Origin of the sequence: Heliobacterium chlorum (assembly GCF_014502795.1) — a bacterium.
Classification (GTDB): Bacteria; Bacillota; Desulfitobacteriia; order Heliobacteriales; family Heliobacteriaceae; genus Heliobacterium; species Heliobacterium chlorum.
Window position 1 is genome coordinate 22295 of record NZ_JACVHF010000007.1, and the last position, 17359, is coordinate 39653.

Annotated in this window: 14 protein-coding genes and 3 riboswitches; of the genes, 3 read left to right on the forward strand and 11 right to left on the reverse strand. The window is 52.2% G+C overall.

Annotated features, from left to right (window positions below; all coding sequences use genetic code 11):
• The first annotated feature begins 101 nt into the window (after positions 1 to 101).
• Positions 102 to 281: riboswitch (cobalamin riboswitch) on the forward strand.
• A 209-nt stretch (positions 282 to 490) separates the two neighbouring features.
• Complete coding sequence (gene cbiQ / locus H1S01_RS08745; RefSeq protein WP_188039743.1) at positions 491 to 1186, forward strand: cobalt ECF transporter T component CbiQ; 696 nt, start codon at positions 491 to 493, stop codon at positions 1184 to 1186.
• Between the two features lie 8 nt (positions 1187 to 1194).
• Positions 1195 to 2052 carry an energy-coupling factor ABC transporter ATP-binding protein gene (locus tag H1S01_RS08750; RefSeq protein WP_341479065.1) on the forward strand — a complete coding sequence of 286 codons (858 nt, stop codon included), beginning with the start codon at positions 1195 to 1197 and terminating at the stop codon, positions 2050 to 2052.
• Between the two features lie 196 nt (positions 2053 to 2248).
• Here H1S01_RS08750 and thiD read toward each other — a convergent pair whose 3' ends face one another.
• From thiD to H1S01_RS08785, 7 genes are all read right to left on the reverse strand, one after another.
• On the reverse strand, positions 2249 to 3052 hold the full coding sequence (gene thiD, locus H1S01_RS08755) for a bifunctional hydroxymethylpyrimidine kinase/phosphomethylpyrimidine kinase (RefSeq protein WP_188039744.1): 804 nt from the start codon (positions 3050 to 3052) through the stop codon (positions 2249 to 2251).
• Positions 3053 to 3090: 38 nt separating this feature from the next.
• The gene (gene thiL, locus H1S01_RS08760) at positions 3091 to 4194 is read right to left on the reverse strand and encodes a thiamine-phosphate kinase (protein WP_207732261.1); all 1104 of its coding nucleotides are present in this window, start codon (positions 4192 to 4194) and stop codon (positions 3091 to 3093) included.
• A gap of 29 nt (positions 4195 to 4223) precedes the next feature.
• Complete coding sequence (thiE, locus tag H1S01_RS08765) at positions 4224 to 4874, reverse strand: thiamine phosphate synthase (protein ID WP_188039746.1); 651 nt, start codon at positions 4872 to 4874, stop codon at positions 4224 to 4226.
• 50 nt (positions 4875 to 4924) lie between these two features.
• Positions 4925 to 5776 (reverse strand): hydroxyethylthiazole kinase, encoded by an 852-nt coding sequence (gene thiM / locus H1S01_RS08770; protein WP_188039748.1) that lies wholly within the window; start codon positions 5774 to 5776, stop codon positions 4925 to 4927.
• 30 nt (positions 5777 to 5806) lie between these two features.
• Entirely contained in the window at positions 5807 to 7111 is a 1305-nt protein-coding gene (gene thiC, locus H1S01_RS08775) for a phosphomethylpyrimidine synthase ThiC (RefSeq protein ID WP_188039749.1), read from the reverse strand.
• A 73-nt stretch (positions 7112 to 7184) separates the two neighbouring features.
• Positions 7185 to 7301: riboswitch (TPP riboswitch) on the reverse strand.
• A 186-nt stretch (positions 7302 to 7487) separates the two neighbouring features.
• On the reverse strand, positions 7488 to 9017 hold the full coding sequence (locus tag H1S01_RS08780; protein WP_188039751.1) for a solute symporter family protein: 1530 nt from the start codon (positions 9015 to 9017) through the stop codon (positions 7488 to 7490).
• Positions 9014 to 9490, reverse strand: a complete 477-nt coding sequence (locus H1S01_RS08785; protein WP_207732262.1) for a DUF485 domain-containing protein — start codon at positions 9488 to 9490, stop codon at positions 9014 to 9016. The genes H1S01_RS08780 and H1S01_RS08785 overlap by 4 nt, the downstream gene beginning before the upstream one ends.
• A 211-nt stretch (positions 9491 to 9701) precedes the next feature.
• On the opposite strand from H1S01_RS08785, the gene H1S01_RS08790 reads away from it, so the two are divergent.
• The gene (locus tag H1S01_RS08790) at positions 9702 to 10808 is read left to right on the forward strand and encodes an HD-GYP domain-containing protein (protein ID WP_188039753.1); all 1107 of its coding nucleotides are present in this window, start codon (positions 9702 to 9704) and stop codon (positions 10806 to 10808) included.
• A 47-nt stretch (positions 10809 to 10855) separates the two neighbouring features.
• On the opposite strand, the gene H1S01_RS08795 is transcribed toward H1S01_RS08790, so the two are convergent.
• The 4 genes from H1S01_RS08795 to H1S01_RS08810 form a co-directional block, all read right to left on the reverse strand.
• Positions 10856 to 11536 (reverse strand): TerC family protein, encoded by a 681-nt coding sequence (locus H1S01_RS08795; protein WP_188039755.1) that lies wholly within the window; start codon positions 11534 to 11536, stop codon positions 10856 to 10858.
• 362 nt (positions 11537 to 11898) lie between these two features.
• Positions 11899 to 12702 carry a pyruvate formate-lyase-activating protein gene (pflA, locus tag H1S01_RS08800; protein ID WP_188039757.1) on the reverse strand — a complete coding sequence of 268 codons (804 nt, stop codon included), beginning with the start codon at positions 12700 to 12702 and terminating at the stop codon, positions 11899 to 11901.
• A gap of 16 nt (positions 12703 to 12718) precedes the next feature.
• Positions 12719 to 14953: a formate C-acetyltransferase gene (gene pflB, locus H1S01_RS08805; RefSeq protein ID WP_188039760.1), complete on the reverse strand. Its 2235-nt coding sequence runs from the start codon at positions 14951 to 14953 to the stop codon at positions 12719 to 12721.
• 88 nt (positions 14954 to 15041) lie between these two features.
• Positions 15042 to 15123: riboswitch (ZMP/ZTP riboswitch) on the reverse strand.
• A 98-nt stretch (positions 15124 to 15221) separates the two neighbouring features.
• The gene (locus H1S01_RS08810; RefSeq protein WP_188039762.1) at positions 15222 to 17210 is read right to left on the reverse strand and encodes a methyl-accepting chemotaxis protein; all 1989 of its coding nucleotides are present in this window, start codon (positions 17208 to 17210) and stop codon (positions 15222 to 15224) included.
• Positions 17211 to 17359: the final 149 nt, after the last annotated feature.

The window sequence follows — 17359 nt, forward strand, 5'->3', positions numbered from 1 at the left end:
TCTTTAGGTTTTTATAGAAAAGAAATTTACTGAACCTTGTGACGCCCTTGCCCCCTGCCGGAGAACGTGTTACGATGACAGGGAGTACACAATTTCTCATGTTCAAAAATGTCCGCGGGCGCCGAATCGGCTGAAAAGGGAATGAGGTGAAACGCCTCAGCAGCCCCCGCTACTGTAAGGGAAGACGACCCCGTTGCAGAATCCACTGGACTGCCGTCTGGGAAGGAAACGGGTGAGGATGATTCCTGAGCCAGGAGACCTGCCTGTCGTGACAAAAAACCCACTTCGGGAGGAAGAGAGGGCTTTATTTTGTTGTCTAATTTAACTGTCTATTGTAAATTCGCCTCTTTGTCAGCATCACCAAAGAATACTGAATTCTCACTAGTCTTTCCTATCACATATTCCACATTGCATGATGATTAATTTGCTGCGGAGGTCGACAGCTAATGATTAAACAAAACTATCCCGCTGCAAGTGCGGGTAAAGAGAGATGATCTTTACCATCGATCAGTGGGCCTGGTCTAACGGCCTTCGAGACACTTCACCTCGCCGCAAAGGGCTGGCCGCTTTAGTTGGGCTGATACTCTCCCTGTCATTTCCCTTACCGGCTGTTTCGGTGACTGTCATTATTCTCACGGCCCTCCTGTTGACCGTAAAGGCACGGATTCCCTTGCGAACCTTTTTGAAATTAATGACGGTTCCTGCTGCTTTTTTGCTTACCGGAACGGTGACCATCGCCTTTTCCTTATCGCCTGTCGATGCGGTCTGGCAGACTTCCATCTATTCCTATGTCATCGGTATTTCCGCCCAAGGACTGCAGGAAGCCTCCACCTTGTTGCTGCGTTCTCTCGGCGCCACGGCGAGCCTCTACTTTTTTGTACTGACGACACCGATGGTCGACGCGATAGAACTGTTCAACGATTTGCGAACACCCCGAGTATTGACGGATCTAATGCTGCTTACCTATCGATTCACCTTCGTGCTCATGGAAACGACCCAAGCCATGATCACTGCGCAGGAGGCTCGACTGGGCTACACGACGACGGCCAACAGTTTTCGCTCTTTCGGCATCCTGGCTGCCAACCTCTTTATCCGTTCTCTCCTACGTTCTCGCGACTTGTATACGGCTCTCGCCGCCCGAGGTTATGAAGATGAACTGCGCGTCCTGCCGCGTAAAAGAGGATGATAAACATCGTGAATCCTAATATACATTCACTTCTTGAAGCTGAGCATATCGAATTCGCCTACCCCGACGGTACCACCGGCCTCAACCGCCTGAGTATGACCATTCAGCAGGGCCGCAAGGTGGCCATCGTCGGAGCTAACGGTTCTGGCAAATCGACCTTGTTTTTACACCTTAACGGCACCTTGAAACCGCGCCGTGGAGCGATCCGTTTTCAGGGAAAAGAACTCGATTATTCTCGGAAGGGGTTACGGGAACTGCGCAGCCGTATCGGTCTCGTTTTCCAGGATCCCGATGTGCAGTTGTTCTCCGCCTCTGTCGAACAAGATATTTCTTTCGGACCTTTAAATATGGGCCTCTCTCCGGCAGAAGCGCGCCAACGGGTCGACGAAGCCTTGGAAGTGACCGGCATCGGCGATCTACGGCACCGGCCTGTCCATGGTCTAAGCTATGGTCAAAAGAAACGGGTCTGCATCGCCGGAATCTATGCCATGAAGCCGGAAGTTATCATCCTGGATGAACCTTTGGCTTGGCTTGATCCTGTGGGGGCAAAGCATATATTAGCCTTACTGGATCGTTTACATGAAGCTGGAACGACGGTGATCATGTCTCTTCACCAGATGGACATCGTCGCCCGTTGGGCCCAAGATGTCATCGTCTTGCACAAAGGGGAGACAGTCTTTGAAGGGAACCCTCTTTCCCTCTTTGCCCAAGATGATCTGCTTCACCGGTGTGGTCTGGAGACGCCTTGGCCTCACGAGATGTATCATGATCTCGTACGGATGGGCTTACTGCCGCCCGGGGAGGCGGCACCCGTCGATAAGAGCGGCTTGTTGGATATGATAAACCGGAAATTCTGCAAGCGTTAGCCCCAACTCTTTTACATAGGTGCTTTATTCACCGGGATACTTTTTTACGGGGTACTTTTTCTCCAGGGTACTTTCCGGCAAGACATGAACCGATATGGGTAAACACTGACTGAAAAACAAGAGGACGATGAATCAGCTGCTCCTGAGCCGCCTGATACCTCGTCCTCTTCCTGTTTATGCACTTTACGTTCAATCGTTATCTCCGTTGGCAGACTACGCCCCGCCCTTTCCCTGGATACAAGGGCGACGAGATCCCTTCCCGAACCCAATCAACCGCTTTTTTTGCCGCCTCGGGAACCGGGAAACCTAAAGCTAAGTAAGACGCCAACGCTGACGCTAGGGAACATCCTGTCCCATGCAAATCGGCTCCGGGTACACGACGGCCTTGGAGCCAAAGCGGTCCCTCTAGGCTCATCAGCAGATCGGCCATATCCTCACTGGCTTCTTTGGGTAGGTGCCCGCTTTTCAGTAACACCCATTCGACACCATACTGCAACAGCGCACTGGCTGCTGACTCCATCTCAGGGCGGTTGCGAATCGACCGGCCTGTCAACGCCTCCGCTTCGGGAACATTCGGAGTCAACACGGTGGTGACCGGGAGTAAAGCTTCCCGGAAAGCCGATAGTCCCCCCGCTTCCAAAAGGCTCACACCGGTACCGGAATGAAGCACAGGATCGACGACCAACATCTGCTGATCATGGCGATATTGGGACCAGAGATGTCCGACCCCACGGATGATATCGGCATGCTGCAACATCCCTGTTTTGGCTACCTGGGGCTCCATGTCCCAGAGAACATCTTCCACCTGAGCCAAGACCCATTCGGGGGGTAAGGGATGGACTCCGAGGACCCCTTGACTGTTTTGTCGAGTCAGCGCTGTCACTGCAGCCGTTCCGTACACACCGAGTTGTGTCATCACTTTTAAATCGGCTTGAATTCCGGCGCCGCCGCCAGGATCGGAGCCGGCTATCGTCAAGACTTTGGGTATAGGTCTGTCCATGTAAAACTCTCCGTCTTCGAACAGATATAATGAATGCATCATGGATCACGATGAGACGAGGCAAAATGGTTATACCCTTTCGCAGTCAAAGGAAACGGCGCCCCGTCATTGATATCGGGATGAACGGCTGTGATTCCATCCCCCGGTTCTGTCAGATGACCGATAACCGTGAAGTCGGTTCCCGTCTTTTTCCGTGCGGACGCCATCAGCGAGGACACCTTTTCTGGCGAAACTGTAAAAATCAACTCGTAATCTTCCCCGCCGGAAAGAGCCCAAGGGAAAACCGATCTCCCGCAAGATTCGGTCAAGCGCTGCGCAGCGAGGCTGATCGGCAGGGACGCCAAATCGATTCGAGCTCCGCAGCCGGAAGCTTTACAGATGTGGTTTACCTCGCTGCTGACGCCGTCACTGACGTCCATCATCGCCGTTACCCCACCGAGTTCGGCGACCACCAAGGCTTCCTTCACCCGCGGCGTTGGATCGAGATGGCGAGAGATGAGCATCCTCCAGTCCTCAGGCAGGTCGTCCTCCGACTTCTCGCCCTCACCGCTGAAAAGCAGATGTAAGCCTGCCGCCGAGTCACCGACCGTACCGGTAACGACGATGGCATCGCCAGGCCGGCCCCCGGAACGGGTGAACGGTTCTTGTCCTGCTACACCCAGCAGAGTTACGTTGATGACCCATTTATCAGCCCGAACTGTATCTCCTCCGGCTAGGGTAACGCCATGACAGGCAGCCATCTCTCCCATACCGGAGTAGATCTTCTCTACCTCTTCTACCGTTGCCTTGGCCGGTACGCCGATAGATAAGAAGGCCCACCCCGGTTTTCCACCCATCGCGGCGATGTCGCTGATGTTGACGGCGAGAGCTTTACGTCCCAGTTGGCGGAGCCGATGGGGAAGCCAGAGAAAATGCACGTCCTCGACGAGCATGTCCGTCGTCACCAGCAAGTCGCCACCGGCTTGCATGCGAATTACGGCAGCGTCATCGCCAATGCCGAGGCGGAGACCGGGCAGGTTCTGTTCGGAAGGTTTTTGAGCACCTCGCTGCCAAGCGGCCGCCAACCGAGCAATCAGCCCGAATTCCCCCACTTCGGATAAAGAAGTCCCCTTGTTTCCTTCGTTCATTCCGGTCTTAATCACTTCCTTGTCCCTCATCGGCGGTTCACGGGTTAACCCTCGGCCGACCCAATCGCTTTGGCCAGCAACCGAGCTGCCTCTTCCGGATCCTCTGCCGCCATGACGGCCGATACGACGGCGACTCCACTGCTTCCCGCTGCCATTACGTCAGCCGCATTGCCCCGATGGATCCCGCCGATGGCTACGACCGGGATGGACAGAGCGTAGCTAATCTGAGCCAACCCAGCCAACCCGAGCGCAGGCGCTTCCTCTTTTGTCGGTGTGGCAAAAACGGCACTGGCTCCCACATAATCGGCTCCATCCTTCTCGGCAGTTTGCGCCTCTTCCACAGAAGAAGCGGATATGCCGATGATCACATCGGATCCTAGAATTCTCCGGGCCATAGGTAACGACATATCTTCTTGACCTAGGTGAACACCCGGCGCTTTGACGGCGAGGGCGACGTCAATTCGATCGTTGACGATGAACAGAGCGCCATATTTCCGGCACAGTTCGTGAATTTTCCCCGCTTCTGCGATCATCTGCCGGGTGGAAGCCTCTTTTTCCCGGTACTGCACTACGTTCACACCGCCGCGAAGCGCTTTTTCTACGACGGAAAAAAGAGACCGGTCGCCACATATGCGCCGGTCTGTGACCAGATAGGTCCAGGGGAGACTCTTTTGCAGGAACTGGTTTTTATCCATCTTGTCTAGCCTCCTGAAGGAGTGGAAACAAAACCTTTTACGCTAATCTATTAGGATGACCGGCTCACCCGGGCCAGTTCGGCGGCACGGCGACCATCGAGAACGTAGATGGCATCAAAGAAGGCTGTTTTGAAGCTCATGGGACCCCGGGGAACAGGCCAATGCTCCGTCCCGGACTTTTCTTGAGAAAATTCCACGCGGCCGGCCGCAACCTCTCCGGCTGCACCGTAATAGGCTAAGGCTGCCGCCGACGCCGTAAAGAAGTCCTCTTCGACAGCGCAAAAGCAGCCTGTCACTGAAGAGGCCATACAGCCCGTTCCGGTCAGCCGGCCCATCCAGGCATCACCGTTTTCGATCTTCACCGTTTTCAGCCCGTCTGATACATAGTCGATCACACCGGTGACAGCCGCCACCAGCCCAAAACGACGAGCCAGCGCTTGGGCGGCCGAGGGGGCATCGCCGCTTACCGCATCGACCCCTTTGACTTCCCCGGCCTGACCGGCGAGGACTGCCGCTTCGGCCGCGTTGGCCCGTACGACAGCGACCTTGACCTCGTCGAGGATGCGCAGGCACGACTCGGTCCGGAGCTTCGTGGCACCTGCCCCGACGGGATCAAGGATCACTGGTACGCCGGCCTTGTTTGCAGCCTTTCCGGCAACCACCATGGCCTCAATCCAAGGTAGTGTCAGCGTTCCAATATTGAGGACCAATGCGCCCGACACAGCGGCCATCTCCGCCACTTCATCCGGCGCATGGGCCATGACCGGAGAAGCCCCTGTCGCCAAGACCATGTTGGCACAATCGTTCATAGTCACAAAATTGGTCAGGTGGTGAATCAGCGGACGGCGCTCCCGCATCAAGCTCAGTTTCTCTTGCAGGCATCGAAGCACATTATCTGGCATATCTTCTCCTCCTTACCGGGAGCCTATCGGTTAGCAACTCCCGGTAGGACGGCCTAAATAATCGCTCACAATTTTCATGGCACAGTAGGGGCCGCACATGGAGCAACCGGTCTCATTCCGGGTGTGCGGATGGGGATCGAACGCCTTCGGATCCATGGAAAGCCGGCGCTGTTCGGCCCAGTCAAGGTCTTTGCGGGCTTTGGCCATCGATCGATCCCAATCGGCGGCTCCTTTAATCCCCTTGGCCAGGTCGGCTGCATGGGCGGCGATCCGGGAAGCGATCACACCTTGGCGCACATCCAATTCATTGGGAAGGCCCAAATGTTCCGCCGGGGTCACATAACAGAGGAAATCAGCACCAGCGGCAGCGGCAATGGCACCGCCGATGGCCGAGGTGATATGGTCATAGCCAGGAGCCACATCGGTCACAAGGGGACCTAAGACATAGAAGGGCGCTTCTTCACAGAGCCGCTTCTGCAGCTTGATATTCGTTTCAATTTGATCCATCGGTACATGACCGGGTCCCTCAACAATCACCTGTACCCCTGCCGCACGGCAACGATCGACCAGTTCGCCGAGGATTGTCAATTCTGTGATCTGACCACGGTCAGTCGCATCGGCAAGGCAACCGGGTCGCAGTGCATCGCCGAGGCTCAGCGTAATATCGTATTCTTTCGCAATCTCCAAGATATTATCAAACTGGGTGTAGAAGGGGTTTTGGCGCTGGTGGTGCAGCATCCAACCGGTCAAGAAGGATCCGCCTCGGGAGACGATATCGGTAATGCGCGGGTGTTTGCGCAGGCGCTCGATCGCTTCCAAGGTAAGGCCGCAGTGGATCGTCATGAAGTCGACGCCGTCTTCGGCTTGTTTTTTGATAGCATTGAGGATATCTTCTTCCGTCATCGATACGATAGCCCCACGAATCTCTTGTGCCTCTACTGTCACCTGATAGATGGGAACAGTACCGAAGGCGATGGGACAGTCATCGATCAAAGCCCGGCGAACCGCATCGATATCGGGACCTGTGCTTAAGTCCATCACCGCATCAGCGCCGCACTCGATGCTGATTTCCAGCTTGTGCTTCTCGAACTCCAATCCGGAAAAGCCTTTGGACGTACCGATATTGGCGTTGACTTTCGTCCGGAGACCCCGTCCTACGCCGCAGTAGGATTCACGGGGACGACGGTTGTTGGCGGGAATCACGATCCTTCCGGCGGCGATCTCTGCCATGATCTCTTCGGGCTGCCAACCTTCGCTCTCAGCTACCTGAACCATTTCTGCTGTGACTTCTCCTCGCAGGGCCCGTTCCATCTGTGTTCCTGTTTTCGTATGCATGATTCGTCCTCCTTGTCATTCTGCCTGACCGGATAAAGAAATCCCTTCCAAAAAGGGTAGGAAGGGATAAAAAGAGGCTCTTTATCCGCTTTCCTCCGCTGGTATTCCCCAGATCAGGTGCGAAGGGTCGGAACACTCATCGCTTGTTCCCTCTCAGCCTGGGCTGATCCAGGCTCCCCTAGCGGGTTATGACTGATTTAATTGAGAAATTCCGGCTATATTTCGCCATTATAACGAATAAAGCCTGATATTGCTATTCTACAAAGAAGACGATTTTCCTTTATTCATGATCAGAGCCATCCTGCTTCCCCTAGGAAAGACAGGATGGCTCTGATTGATGTTTTACTTTACTGGGAAGTCGTAAACAGAGGTGGCCTTAGCTTTCCGCGCCGATCCCCGTATTGGCGCGAACATAGAGTTCGTCAAACTTCTCTTCTGCTTGTGGCTCCTTATATAATAGACTGCCTATAAAGGCGGCGATAAACCCAACGGGAATGCTGATGATACCTGGATTTTTCCAAGGGAAGATGGCCTCTTTCGCCGGGAAGTAGTTGGGGCTGACGGCCACTAAGGCCAAGGTGCAAAGCAGTCCGACAACAATCCCAGTGACAGCACCGCCTGTGTTGAACTTTTTCCAAAAGACCGAGTAAACGATGACAGGAACGTTAGCCGAAGAAGCGACCGCGAAGGCCAGCGCCACGAGGTGGGCCACGTTTTGCCCTTTTGACAGCAGTCCAAGCAGGATGGCCATCGTTCCGACCCCGAAGGTCGCATAGCGGGCCACTTTCACCTGGGAAGCTTCATCGACTTTCCCGCCTTTGAGCACGTTTACATAGAAATCATGAGCGAAAGCGCTCGAAGCGGCTAAGGTCAACCCGGCGACCACGGCCAGGATAGTCGCGAAAGCGACGGCCACGATGAAGGCTAACATGGCTTCCCCACCAGCGGTTCCTGCCCCACCACCGAGATATTGGGCTAACAGAGGCGCCGCCATATTGCCGCCTTTATCGGCGGCTGTGATTTGTTCTTTCGATAAGAAGAGGGATGCGCCAAATCCGAGGAAGGTTGTCATGATATAAAAGACGCCGATAAGCACCATCGCCCAGATGACCGATACGCGGGCCGTTTTTGCCGTGGGAACCGTATAAAAACGCATCAGAATGTGAGGCATGCCGGCCGTTCCCAGGACGAGGGCCATACCAAGGGATACAAGTTCGATGGGATCCTTATAGAGCAGCCCCGGCTCTAAAAAGCGTTGACCGTGCTTTGCAGAGATGGCATCAAAGAAGGATACCGGGTTGAAATTGAACTTCAACATAACCATGATCGCCAGAGCGATCGCTCCCGCCATCAACAGGCCGGCTTTGATGATCTGTACCCAGGTGGTGGCCAGCATGCCGCCAAAAGCTACATAGAGGACCATCATCACGCCGACGATGACAATCGCCGTTTCATAGGGGATACCGACGAGAAGTTGAATCAAGCTGCCTGCGCCAACCATCTGGGCAATCAGATAGAAGGTGGAGATGACGAGCGTACTCAAAGCAGCGGCCGTCCTGACGGGCTTCGGTTTTAACCGATAAGCCAACACATCGGCCATCGTATATTTCCCAGAATTCCGCAATGGCTCTGCCACGATGAGCAGAACTGAGATATAAGCCACGAGCCAACCGACCGAGTAAAGGAACCCATCATATCCATTCAAGGCGATTAGCCCGGCGATGCCAAGAAAAGAAGCAGCGCTCATGTAGTCGCCGGCAATGGCAAACCCGTTTTGAACTCCGCTTAAGGAACGGCCAGCAGCGTAAAACTCCGACGCGGAACTCGTCCTCCGGGCTGCCCAATAGGTGATACCGATGGTGATGGAGACGATCAAGCCAAACAGGCCGTACGTAATCCACTTCATTCGCTGTCCCTCCCCCGAACGTTCTCTTTGATCCGCTCTACCGTTGTGTCAAACTTTTTGCCAGCCACCCGGGCGTAGAGAAAAGCGACAGCCCAAGCGACAAAAAATTGGGAGAGGGCAAACAAGTACGCTAAGTTAATAGGTCCAAATATCTTCTTGTTCATAATATTCGGAAAATAACCGACGCTCAAAGGCAACGCGAAGTAATAGGCAAAGGAAAAAATGATTGCAGGGATTAAAAATTTAGCCTTCGCTCGCATGAGACCGCGAAACTCTTCGCTTTCACTGATTTCCGCCCACCGCGCATCATTTCCCCGGGGTTGTTTCAGTTCCCAGTGAGTTTCCCCGGCGGCCGCCATGATTTTGCTGTGACCCATCGGTCGCCACTCCTCTCTTCCTTCGGCATGTTCTCGAGACAGCCCCTCATATACTGGTTCCGCGGCACCATAATTTAGAGGCTTCTCTCGGGGCATTGCCTTGTAACCACCCCGGTGACGCTATTCTAAACGACTGGACATGTAAAAGTCAACAGATATTTTACAAAATTTCTGAATAATTAAAATATTTAGGACCTATAGGTCTTTTTCAGGCATCCTCTCGAATCCGGCAGGATTTTGTACTGACCGAAGCGAAATATTTCGAGATACAGCATGGATGTCTCAGCGATTGGGGAGGCGGCCCGGCATGAGGAAAGTTTCCATAGATTTGGTTGAACCGGGTATGATCCTCGCCCGGAACATCTATAGCGCGGAAGGTCGTACCCTACTCGGGGCTGGAATAACCCTTTCCACCCCTTTCATTACGCGGCTCAAAGAGTTAGGTGTTCCTGCTCTTTTCATCAAAGACCAAACGACGGGAGATCTTCCTGTTCCCGATGTGATCAGTGAACAGGTACGCTTGTCCGCCGTAAAGACCGTTCGCGATTCCTTCACCCGGGTTCAATTGTATCATGAGAACGGCTTGGATCCCACCGAAGTAAAAGAGGCGGCATCGGCCATCATCGATGAGGTTTTACGAAACCGTCACGTGATGGTGCACATGGCTGACATCCGGACCTTTGACGATTATACCTTTGGTCATTCCGTCAATGTCTGCGTCCTTTCGGTTCTGACCGGCATCGCGATGGGTTATAACGAGTTCCAACTGTTCGATCTCGCCTGCGGGGCTATGCTTCACGATATTGGGAAGATGCTCGTTCCCCTGGAAGTGTTGAACAAGCCCGGTCGCTTGACTCCCGAAGAATTTACGGAGATCCGCCGACATTGTGAGTTCGGCTTTGAAATCATTCGCCAGTATAAGGAGCAGTTTTCCCTGTTTGCTGCCCATGTGGCCTACCAACATCAAGAGCGTTTCGACGGCTCCGGATATCCACGGCAGCTAAAAGGGACTGAAATCCACGAGTATGCTCGGATTGTAGCCATTGCGGATATGTATGATGCTTTAGTCGCTGACCGGATCTATCGCAAAGGATATCTTCCCTACCAGGCTCATGAAATCATCCTCGCCGCCAGTGCCCGTGAACTGGATCCCACCATTTCGCAGATTTTCCTGCAAAACATCGCCATCTATCCCATCGGCAGTACGGTTCAGCTCAATACGGGCGACATCGGTGTCGTTGTAGACGTCAATAAAATCCATCAAAGCCGTCCTGTCGTTCGACTCATCTACGACCACAGCGGAAAGCTGCTAAGTCGTCCCTATGAGCTGGATTTGACTCGCCATTTGACAGTCTTCGTGGAGAAAGTACTCTTTGAAGATCAGGTCAGTCAATTGATTTCATCATCTGCATAGAGAAGGGTAGTAAAAACCCCGGTGTAATCACACCGGGGTTTTGTTTTTTAGGACTCCGTAGCTTCTGATATCTTTTTGTTTCTAACCCAAACCCCTGCCCCAATAATCACTGCCGTGAGTAGCGCTGGAATCACGATTTCAACGACAGGAAGGGCATGCAGGTGCGGGAGAATCGCTTTGTCTTCAACGACCATCTTCCCGGCTGTCCAAGCCAATACGCCGGAGCCGATATAAGCCAACCAGGGGTATTTTCCCATGGCCTTCGTCAACAGCGTGCTGCCAGCTAATACGATAGGGATGCTAAACACGAGGCCAAAGATGAGTAAGTACAAGTTGCCCTGTGAAGCGCCAGCCACTGCCAAGACGTTGTCTAGGCTCATGAGCAGGTCAGCCCAGAGAATCGTCAATAAGGCTTTCGTAAAGTTGCTGCTTCCCTGGCCCGTTCCATGGCCTTCTTCCTGCGGAAAAAGCAGTTTGAAAGCGATCAGAGCCAACAATGTGCCGCCGATAAACTGGATATAAGGAATCTGTAGAAGTACGGCAGCGACGAAGGTTAGAACGATACGCATAACGACGGCTAACGTGGTTCCCCAGAATATCGCCTTCTTACGATATTTTTCCGATAATCCCATACTAGCCATGGCGATGACGACTGCATTGTCGCCGCTCAATACGAGGTTAATGATGACGATATTCAAAATGCCGGTGAGTATGTCCAAGTCAAACATGGAGAGCCTCCCATTTCTCGATCTTTATCTGTTGTTCTATGACTGGTTTTCCCGCATCCAATTTTTAAGTACATGGTTTCCTTACTGCATGGATTCAATCCAACTTCTCTCCACCGTGAATCACCTCCTAAAAAAAGACCTTAGTTCCGAAATTTTCAGAACTAAGGTCTTAGATGGGAAGAGGCAAAATAAAAAGACCTTTGTTCCAGACTGATCTTTGGAACAAAGGTCTTGCTAAACAAAACGTCCTGATCGGCCAGACTTCCAAAGAAGCCGGCTGTTGACCAAATCAGTAAAAGCTACTCCCCTTTGATGAATAATACTATAGCACACCTTTGGAGTGCTGTCAAACAAAGACAAATTCAGTCGACAGGAAGACCAAATTGCGTAGCGGTGGCACGAGCCGCTTCCATCACAGTCGGTTCAGGCGGTTTCACACCAGCCAGAGGATCGCTGATTCCCAGTTCGGCTCGTTTTACGCTGCCCATGGTGTGGTACGGTAGAAATGTTAGTCGTTCTATATTTTGTAACGGGGCGAGAAAAGCGCATAATTCGGTAATCGAACCGGTATCGCCCGTATATCCAGGTACGATCACATGGCGAATCCAAACGGAGGTCTGTTGTTGGGATAGATATTGGGCGAAGGCAAGGATCTTATCGTTGTCGACGCCGGTCAAGCGGCGGTGTTGAAGGGGGTCCATGTGTTTGATGTCGAGCAAGACCAAATCCGTCTCCGGGAGGAATTGCTCCGCTTTCTCTATCTCACAGTAGCCGGAAGTGTCTAAGCAAGTGTGAATGCCTTCGGTGCGGCACTGGTGAAAAAGTTCTTTCACAAAGGGTGTCTGCGCGGTGGGCTCTCCGCCCGAAAGGGTAACACCGCCTCCGGAGAAGTGAAAGTAATTTTTGTAGCGCCTGATGTCCGCCATCACATCTTCTACCGTCTTCGGTTCCCCTGCTTGCCGATCCCAGGTATCACAGTTGTGGCAATATAAGCAGCGCAAGGGGCAACCCGACAGAAACAGGACATAACGGATTCCAGGCCCGTCGACAGTTCCACAGGTCTCGACGGAATGGATATAACCGATCACATTTAAGGCAGATTTATGCAAAGAAGTCGATAAGGGGGACGGCGATACAGAAGGCGACAATGGCGCATCTGTCCTCATTGAGTTTCCCTCCCCTCTAGGCCCGCTCGTGGAAGGTGCGGCGAATCACATCCATCTGTTGTTCTCGAGTCAGTTTGATGAAGTTGACGGCATATCCGGAGACGCGAATGGTCAATTGGGGATATTTTTCCGGATGATCCATAGCGTCCATCAATGTCTCCCGCTCAAGCACGTTCACATTGATGTGATGACCGCCTTGCCGAAAGTAGCCGTCGAGCAAACCGGTCAGGTTGTTGACCTGGTCCACCGGCGTGCTCCCTAACGCCCGAGGCACGATGGAAAAAGTATAGGAAATACCGTCCTGGCTGTGTTCGTAAGGCAGCTGGGCCACCGAGTTCATAGAAGCGATAGCCCCTTTGCGATCACGGCCGTACATAGGGTTAGCCCCTGGAGCGAAGGGGACACCGGCTTTGCGCCCGTCGGGGGTGCTGCCGGTCTTTTTACCGTAGACCACATTGGATGTGATCGTCAGAATGCTCATCGTCGGCACGGAGTTGCGGTAGCTCTGGCAGCGGCGAAGTTTATTCATGAAACGCTTTACGATATGGTTGGCGATCTCATCGACGCGCTCATCGTCGTTGCCAAAGGCTGGGTATTCGCCTTCAACCACATAATCCACAGCCAACCCTTTTGGGTCGCGAATGACGCGCACCTTGGCATACTTGATCGCCGACAGGGAATCGGCAACGACGGAGAGACCGGCCATTCCACAGGCCATGGTGCGAAAGATGTCCCGATCATGCAGGGCCATAGCGACACGCTCGTAGGCGTACTTATCATGCATGTAGTGGATGATATTCAGCGTGTCCATGTAGAGACGTGCGAGCCAGTCCAGCAGCCCTTCAAATCGCTCCATTACCTCGTCATACTCGAGGATATCGGCAGTGATAGGGGCAAAAGCTGGCGCGACCTGATCTCCGCTGTTTTCGTCTTTCCCGCCATTGATGGCGTAGAGCAGTGCTTTGGCCATGTTAACACGAGCGCCGAAAAACTGCATCTGTTTCCCGATACGCATGGCCGACACACAGCAGGCGATGCCATAATCGTCCCCCCAGTAAGGGCGCATCAGGTCGTCGTTCTCATATTGAATGGAAGAGGTAGCGATGGATAGGCGGGTACAATACTCTTTAAAGGCTTCTGGAAGCTGCGTGGACCAGAGGACCGTTAGGTTCGGTTCCGGGGCCGGTCCCAGGTTCGTCAAACTGTGCAGGATGCGGAAAGAGTTTTTGGTGACGAGTGTTCGCCCGTCCACGCCCATCCCACCGATGCTCTCCGTGACCCAAGTAGGATCACCGCTGAAAAGATCATTATATTCAGGGGTCCGCAAAAACCGGACGAGACGTAGCTTGATGATAAAGTCATCCATCAGTTCCTGAATCTCTGCTTCCGTTTGAAGGCCTCGCTGCAAATCCCGTTCGAAATAGATATCCAAAAAGGTGGATATCCGACCGATGCTCATGGCGGCACCGTTTTGTTCCTTCACAGCGGCCAAGTAGGCGAAGTAAAGCCATTGAATCGCTTCCTGACTGTCGGCGGCTGGTCGGCGAAGGTCAAAACCATAACCCTCAGCCATAGTTACCAGTTCCTTCAGCGCGAGAATCTGTTCATGCAGTTCTTCCCGAAGGCGGATCGTTTCATCATTCATACCCGCCGCACAAGTCATTTCAAGCTCGGCCTTTTTCACGGCGATCAGCCCATCAACGCCATATAACGGTACCCGGCGGTAGTCGCCGATAATCCGTCCCCGGCCATAGGCGTCAGGCAGCCCCGTGATTAACCCATGCCGACGTGCTTGACGCATCTCCGGCGTATAGACGTCCATGACCCCTTGGTTGTGAGTTTTGCGATAGTTTGTAAAGATCTCTTCCACTTTCGGGTTCAAGGTGCGACCATAGGCTTCACAAGATTGCCGGACCATGCGGATGCCGCCGAAAGGCATGATGGCCCGTTTTAAGGGGCTGTCTGTCTGAAGACCGACGATTCTTTCCATTTCCCGGTGGATATATCCGGGACGATGGGCTGTAATCGTGCTGATGGTCTCTGTATCGATATCCAAAACGCCGCCTTGTTGCCGTTCTTGCTTCACCAGTTCCAGCACGTGATTCCAAAGCTGGCGAGTGCGCTCGGTAGGTCCGGCTAAAAACCGCTCATCGCCGGTATAGGGTGTATAGTTATCTTGAATAAAGGCCCGTACATTGATCTCTTTTTGCCATGTTTCACCGTTAAATCCGTTCCATTGTGCAAAGTTCATATCTTTGACCTCCTGACATTCGATGTAACAGAAATGAGTCACATCATCGATGCCCGGAGACGATTTTAAAATAGAAAACCGCCTGGACATCGATTGCCCAGGCGGTCGGCTTTGCGTATAAATCACACTCCCTGTGGTGAACTCCACTTCCGCCAGTCGTGTGATCCTTTTGTTTTGCAAATTGATTATAAGCTCTTGGCGACTAGACTGTCAAGGAATCTCTGAGAGGGGGTGGGATATCGAACCGACGGAAAAGGAAAATAGGAGGCTAGATACGGAACCAGCTTATGGTGTCCTGCATCTCGCTCGCCAACTGGGTCAACCGTTTGCTTGACTCTTTCACCTCATCGCCCATCGCAACCAGTTCTTCCGTGGTCGCTGCCACCGTTTGGGTCTGTGATGTCGCATCACCACTGATTTGATGTACTTTTTTCATGACTTCTTTTATTTGCCGCGTTCCCGAGACAAGATTGTCAACTGAAGCGGCCAATTGACCCATTTGCTCGTTGATTTGTTCTGATATCTGCTCTACTTCACGAAACTCCCTTCCTGTTGCTTCGGCAACAGCGACACCTGATTTAACTACAACGATACCTTCGTTCATAGCGTCCACAGCCAATAGGGTCTCTTGTTGTATTTCCTTGATTAACTGAGCGATCTGGGTAGCCGCTTCCTGCGATTGCTCCGCCAGTTTCCGAACTTCCTCTGCCACAATGGCGAAACCACGACCCTGCTCACCGGCCCGAGCCGCCTCAATAGCTGCATTTAGCGCCAGAAGATTCGTTTGTGTAGAGATGGTAGATATGGAGTCTACAATCCCTCCGATTTCTTGAGAACGTTTGCCCAAATTCATTACAACTTTGCCGGAGCGGAGAACTGTCTCCTCGATTTCCAGCATCTTCTCTACCGTGGTGCTCACAACTTGACCGCCCTTTTGTGTCACCTGAACTGCTTTACCCGTTAAAGAACCAAAGACCGTTGCCATGTTGCCAACCTGATGAATGTCCTGAACCATCTTATCAATGACCCGGTTTGCATTATTAACGGCGTCGGATTGTGATGCAGCTCCATTGGCGATTATCATGACAGAATCGTTTACATGATTAACTGTAATCACCGATTGGCTTGCACCCTCCATGAGTTCTTGTGCGGACAGGGCCAGTTCACCTGCTGACTGGTTAATTTGGGTAACAAGTTCCCGGAGTTTGTTCGCCATGGCATCAATCGTTTTCTTCAACAGAGTAAATTCCTTCCCAGCCGTAAGGTCGGAATCGCCATTCAGCGTTAAGTCTCCCGCAGCTACTCTTTCAATCTCTTGTACGGTCTTTCCGATTGGTTTGACAATACTATTCGCCACATAAAGGATGAGGGCCGTTAATAGCAGCAGCGTAACAGCGTAGATGCCCAGGATTCGCTTGTTTAGGTCTTTGATAGTCGCAAAAAGTTCATTTACCGGTGCTTCGATGATCAACTTCCATCCTGTTTGTGCGACCGGTACCGCTACAAGGGCCTTCTCTTGGCCGTCTATAGATATCCCTTCGATCAGTTTGGGCTCTTCAATAGTTTCTCCCAACTGTTTGTACGCACCATTTTGGACTGTGTAGAGATTTTCCGTAAGCGAGTATGTAGGGTGGTACAGAAAGTTGCCTCTTCCATCGACAAGGTAGGCAAAACCGCTGTTGCCAACTTTTATTCCTCCGACAGCCGCTTGAATTTTACTTAATTCGATATCTGCACCAACCACACCGGTTGTCTTATTTCCAACGACCAATTTTCGGGAGATGGTTATGACCGTTTTCTTCGTTCTTGCATCAATATAGGGTTCAGAATAGGTAATACCTGAAGAAGCTATAGCACCGATATACCATGGTCGTTTACGAGCATCGTAATCGCTTGGTGGGTTCCATCCAGAGCCAAAGACACGATTTCCATCCTCATAACCAACGTAAGAGTCTAGGAACTCAGGATGGGTTTGATTTATATTTGTCTGAATCGCTATTTGTTCAGTTGGCGTCAATTGTTTAGCCCTTAGCAAGTCCACCAAATCGGATACGATAGTTTCCCCCTCACGCATAGGGATTTCCAATTCCTGAGCATGGTTTTTGGCCTGCGTTTTCAGTGAACTCTGGACCTGTTCTTGCAGTGTCTCACGAGTCACGTTGTACGTTAAGAGGCCCACCATCACTAAAGCCAAAACGACAGGAAGGAGAACCAGCACCATAAGCTTCGTTCGGACATTTATGTTGGTAAATGTCATAAAGGATCCCTCCGCTTGCGATCCATGAAACTGTACTAATTCGATTTTACCATGAATTACTGGGATATATTCAACAGAAATTACAATTTCTTGCTTAAACATCTATTGAGAGTGAATATACTTTCTTCACCCATTCCGTTACAAACTAT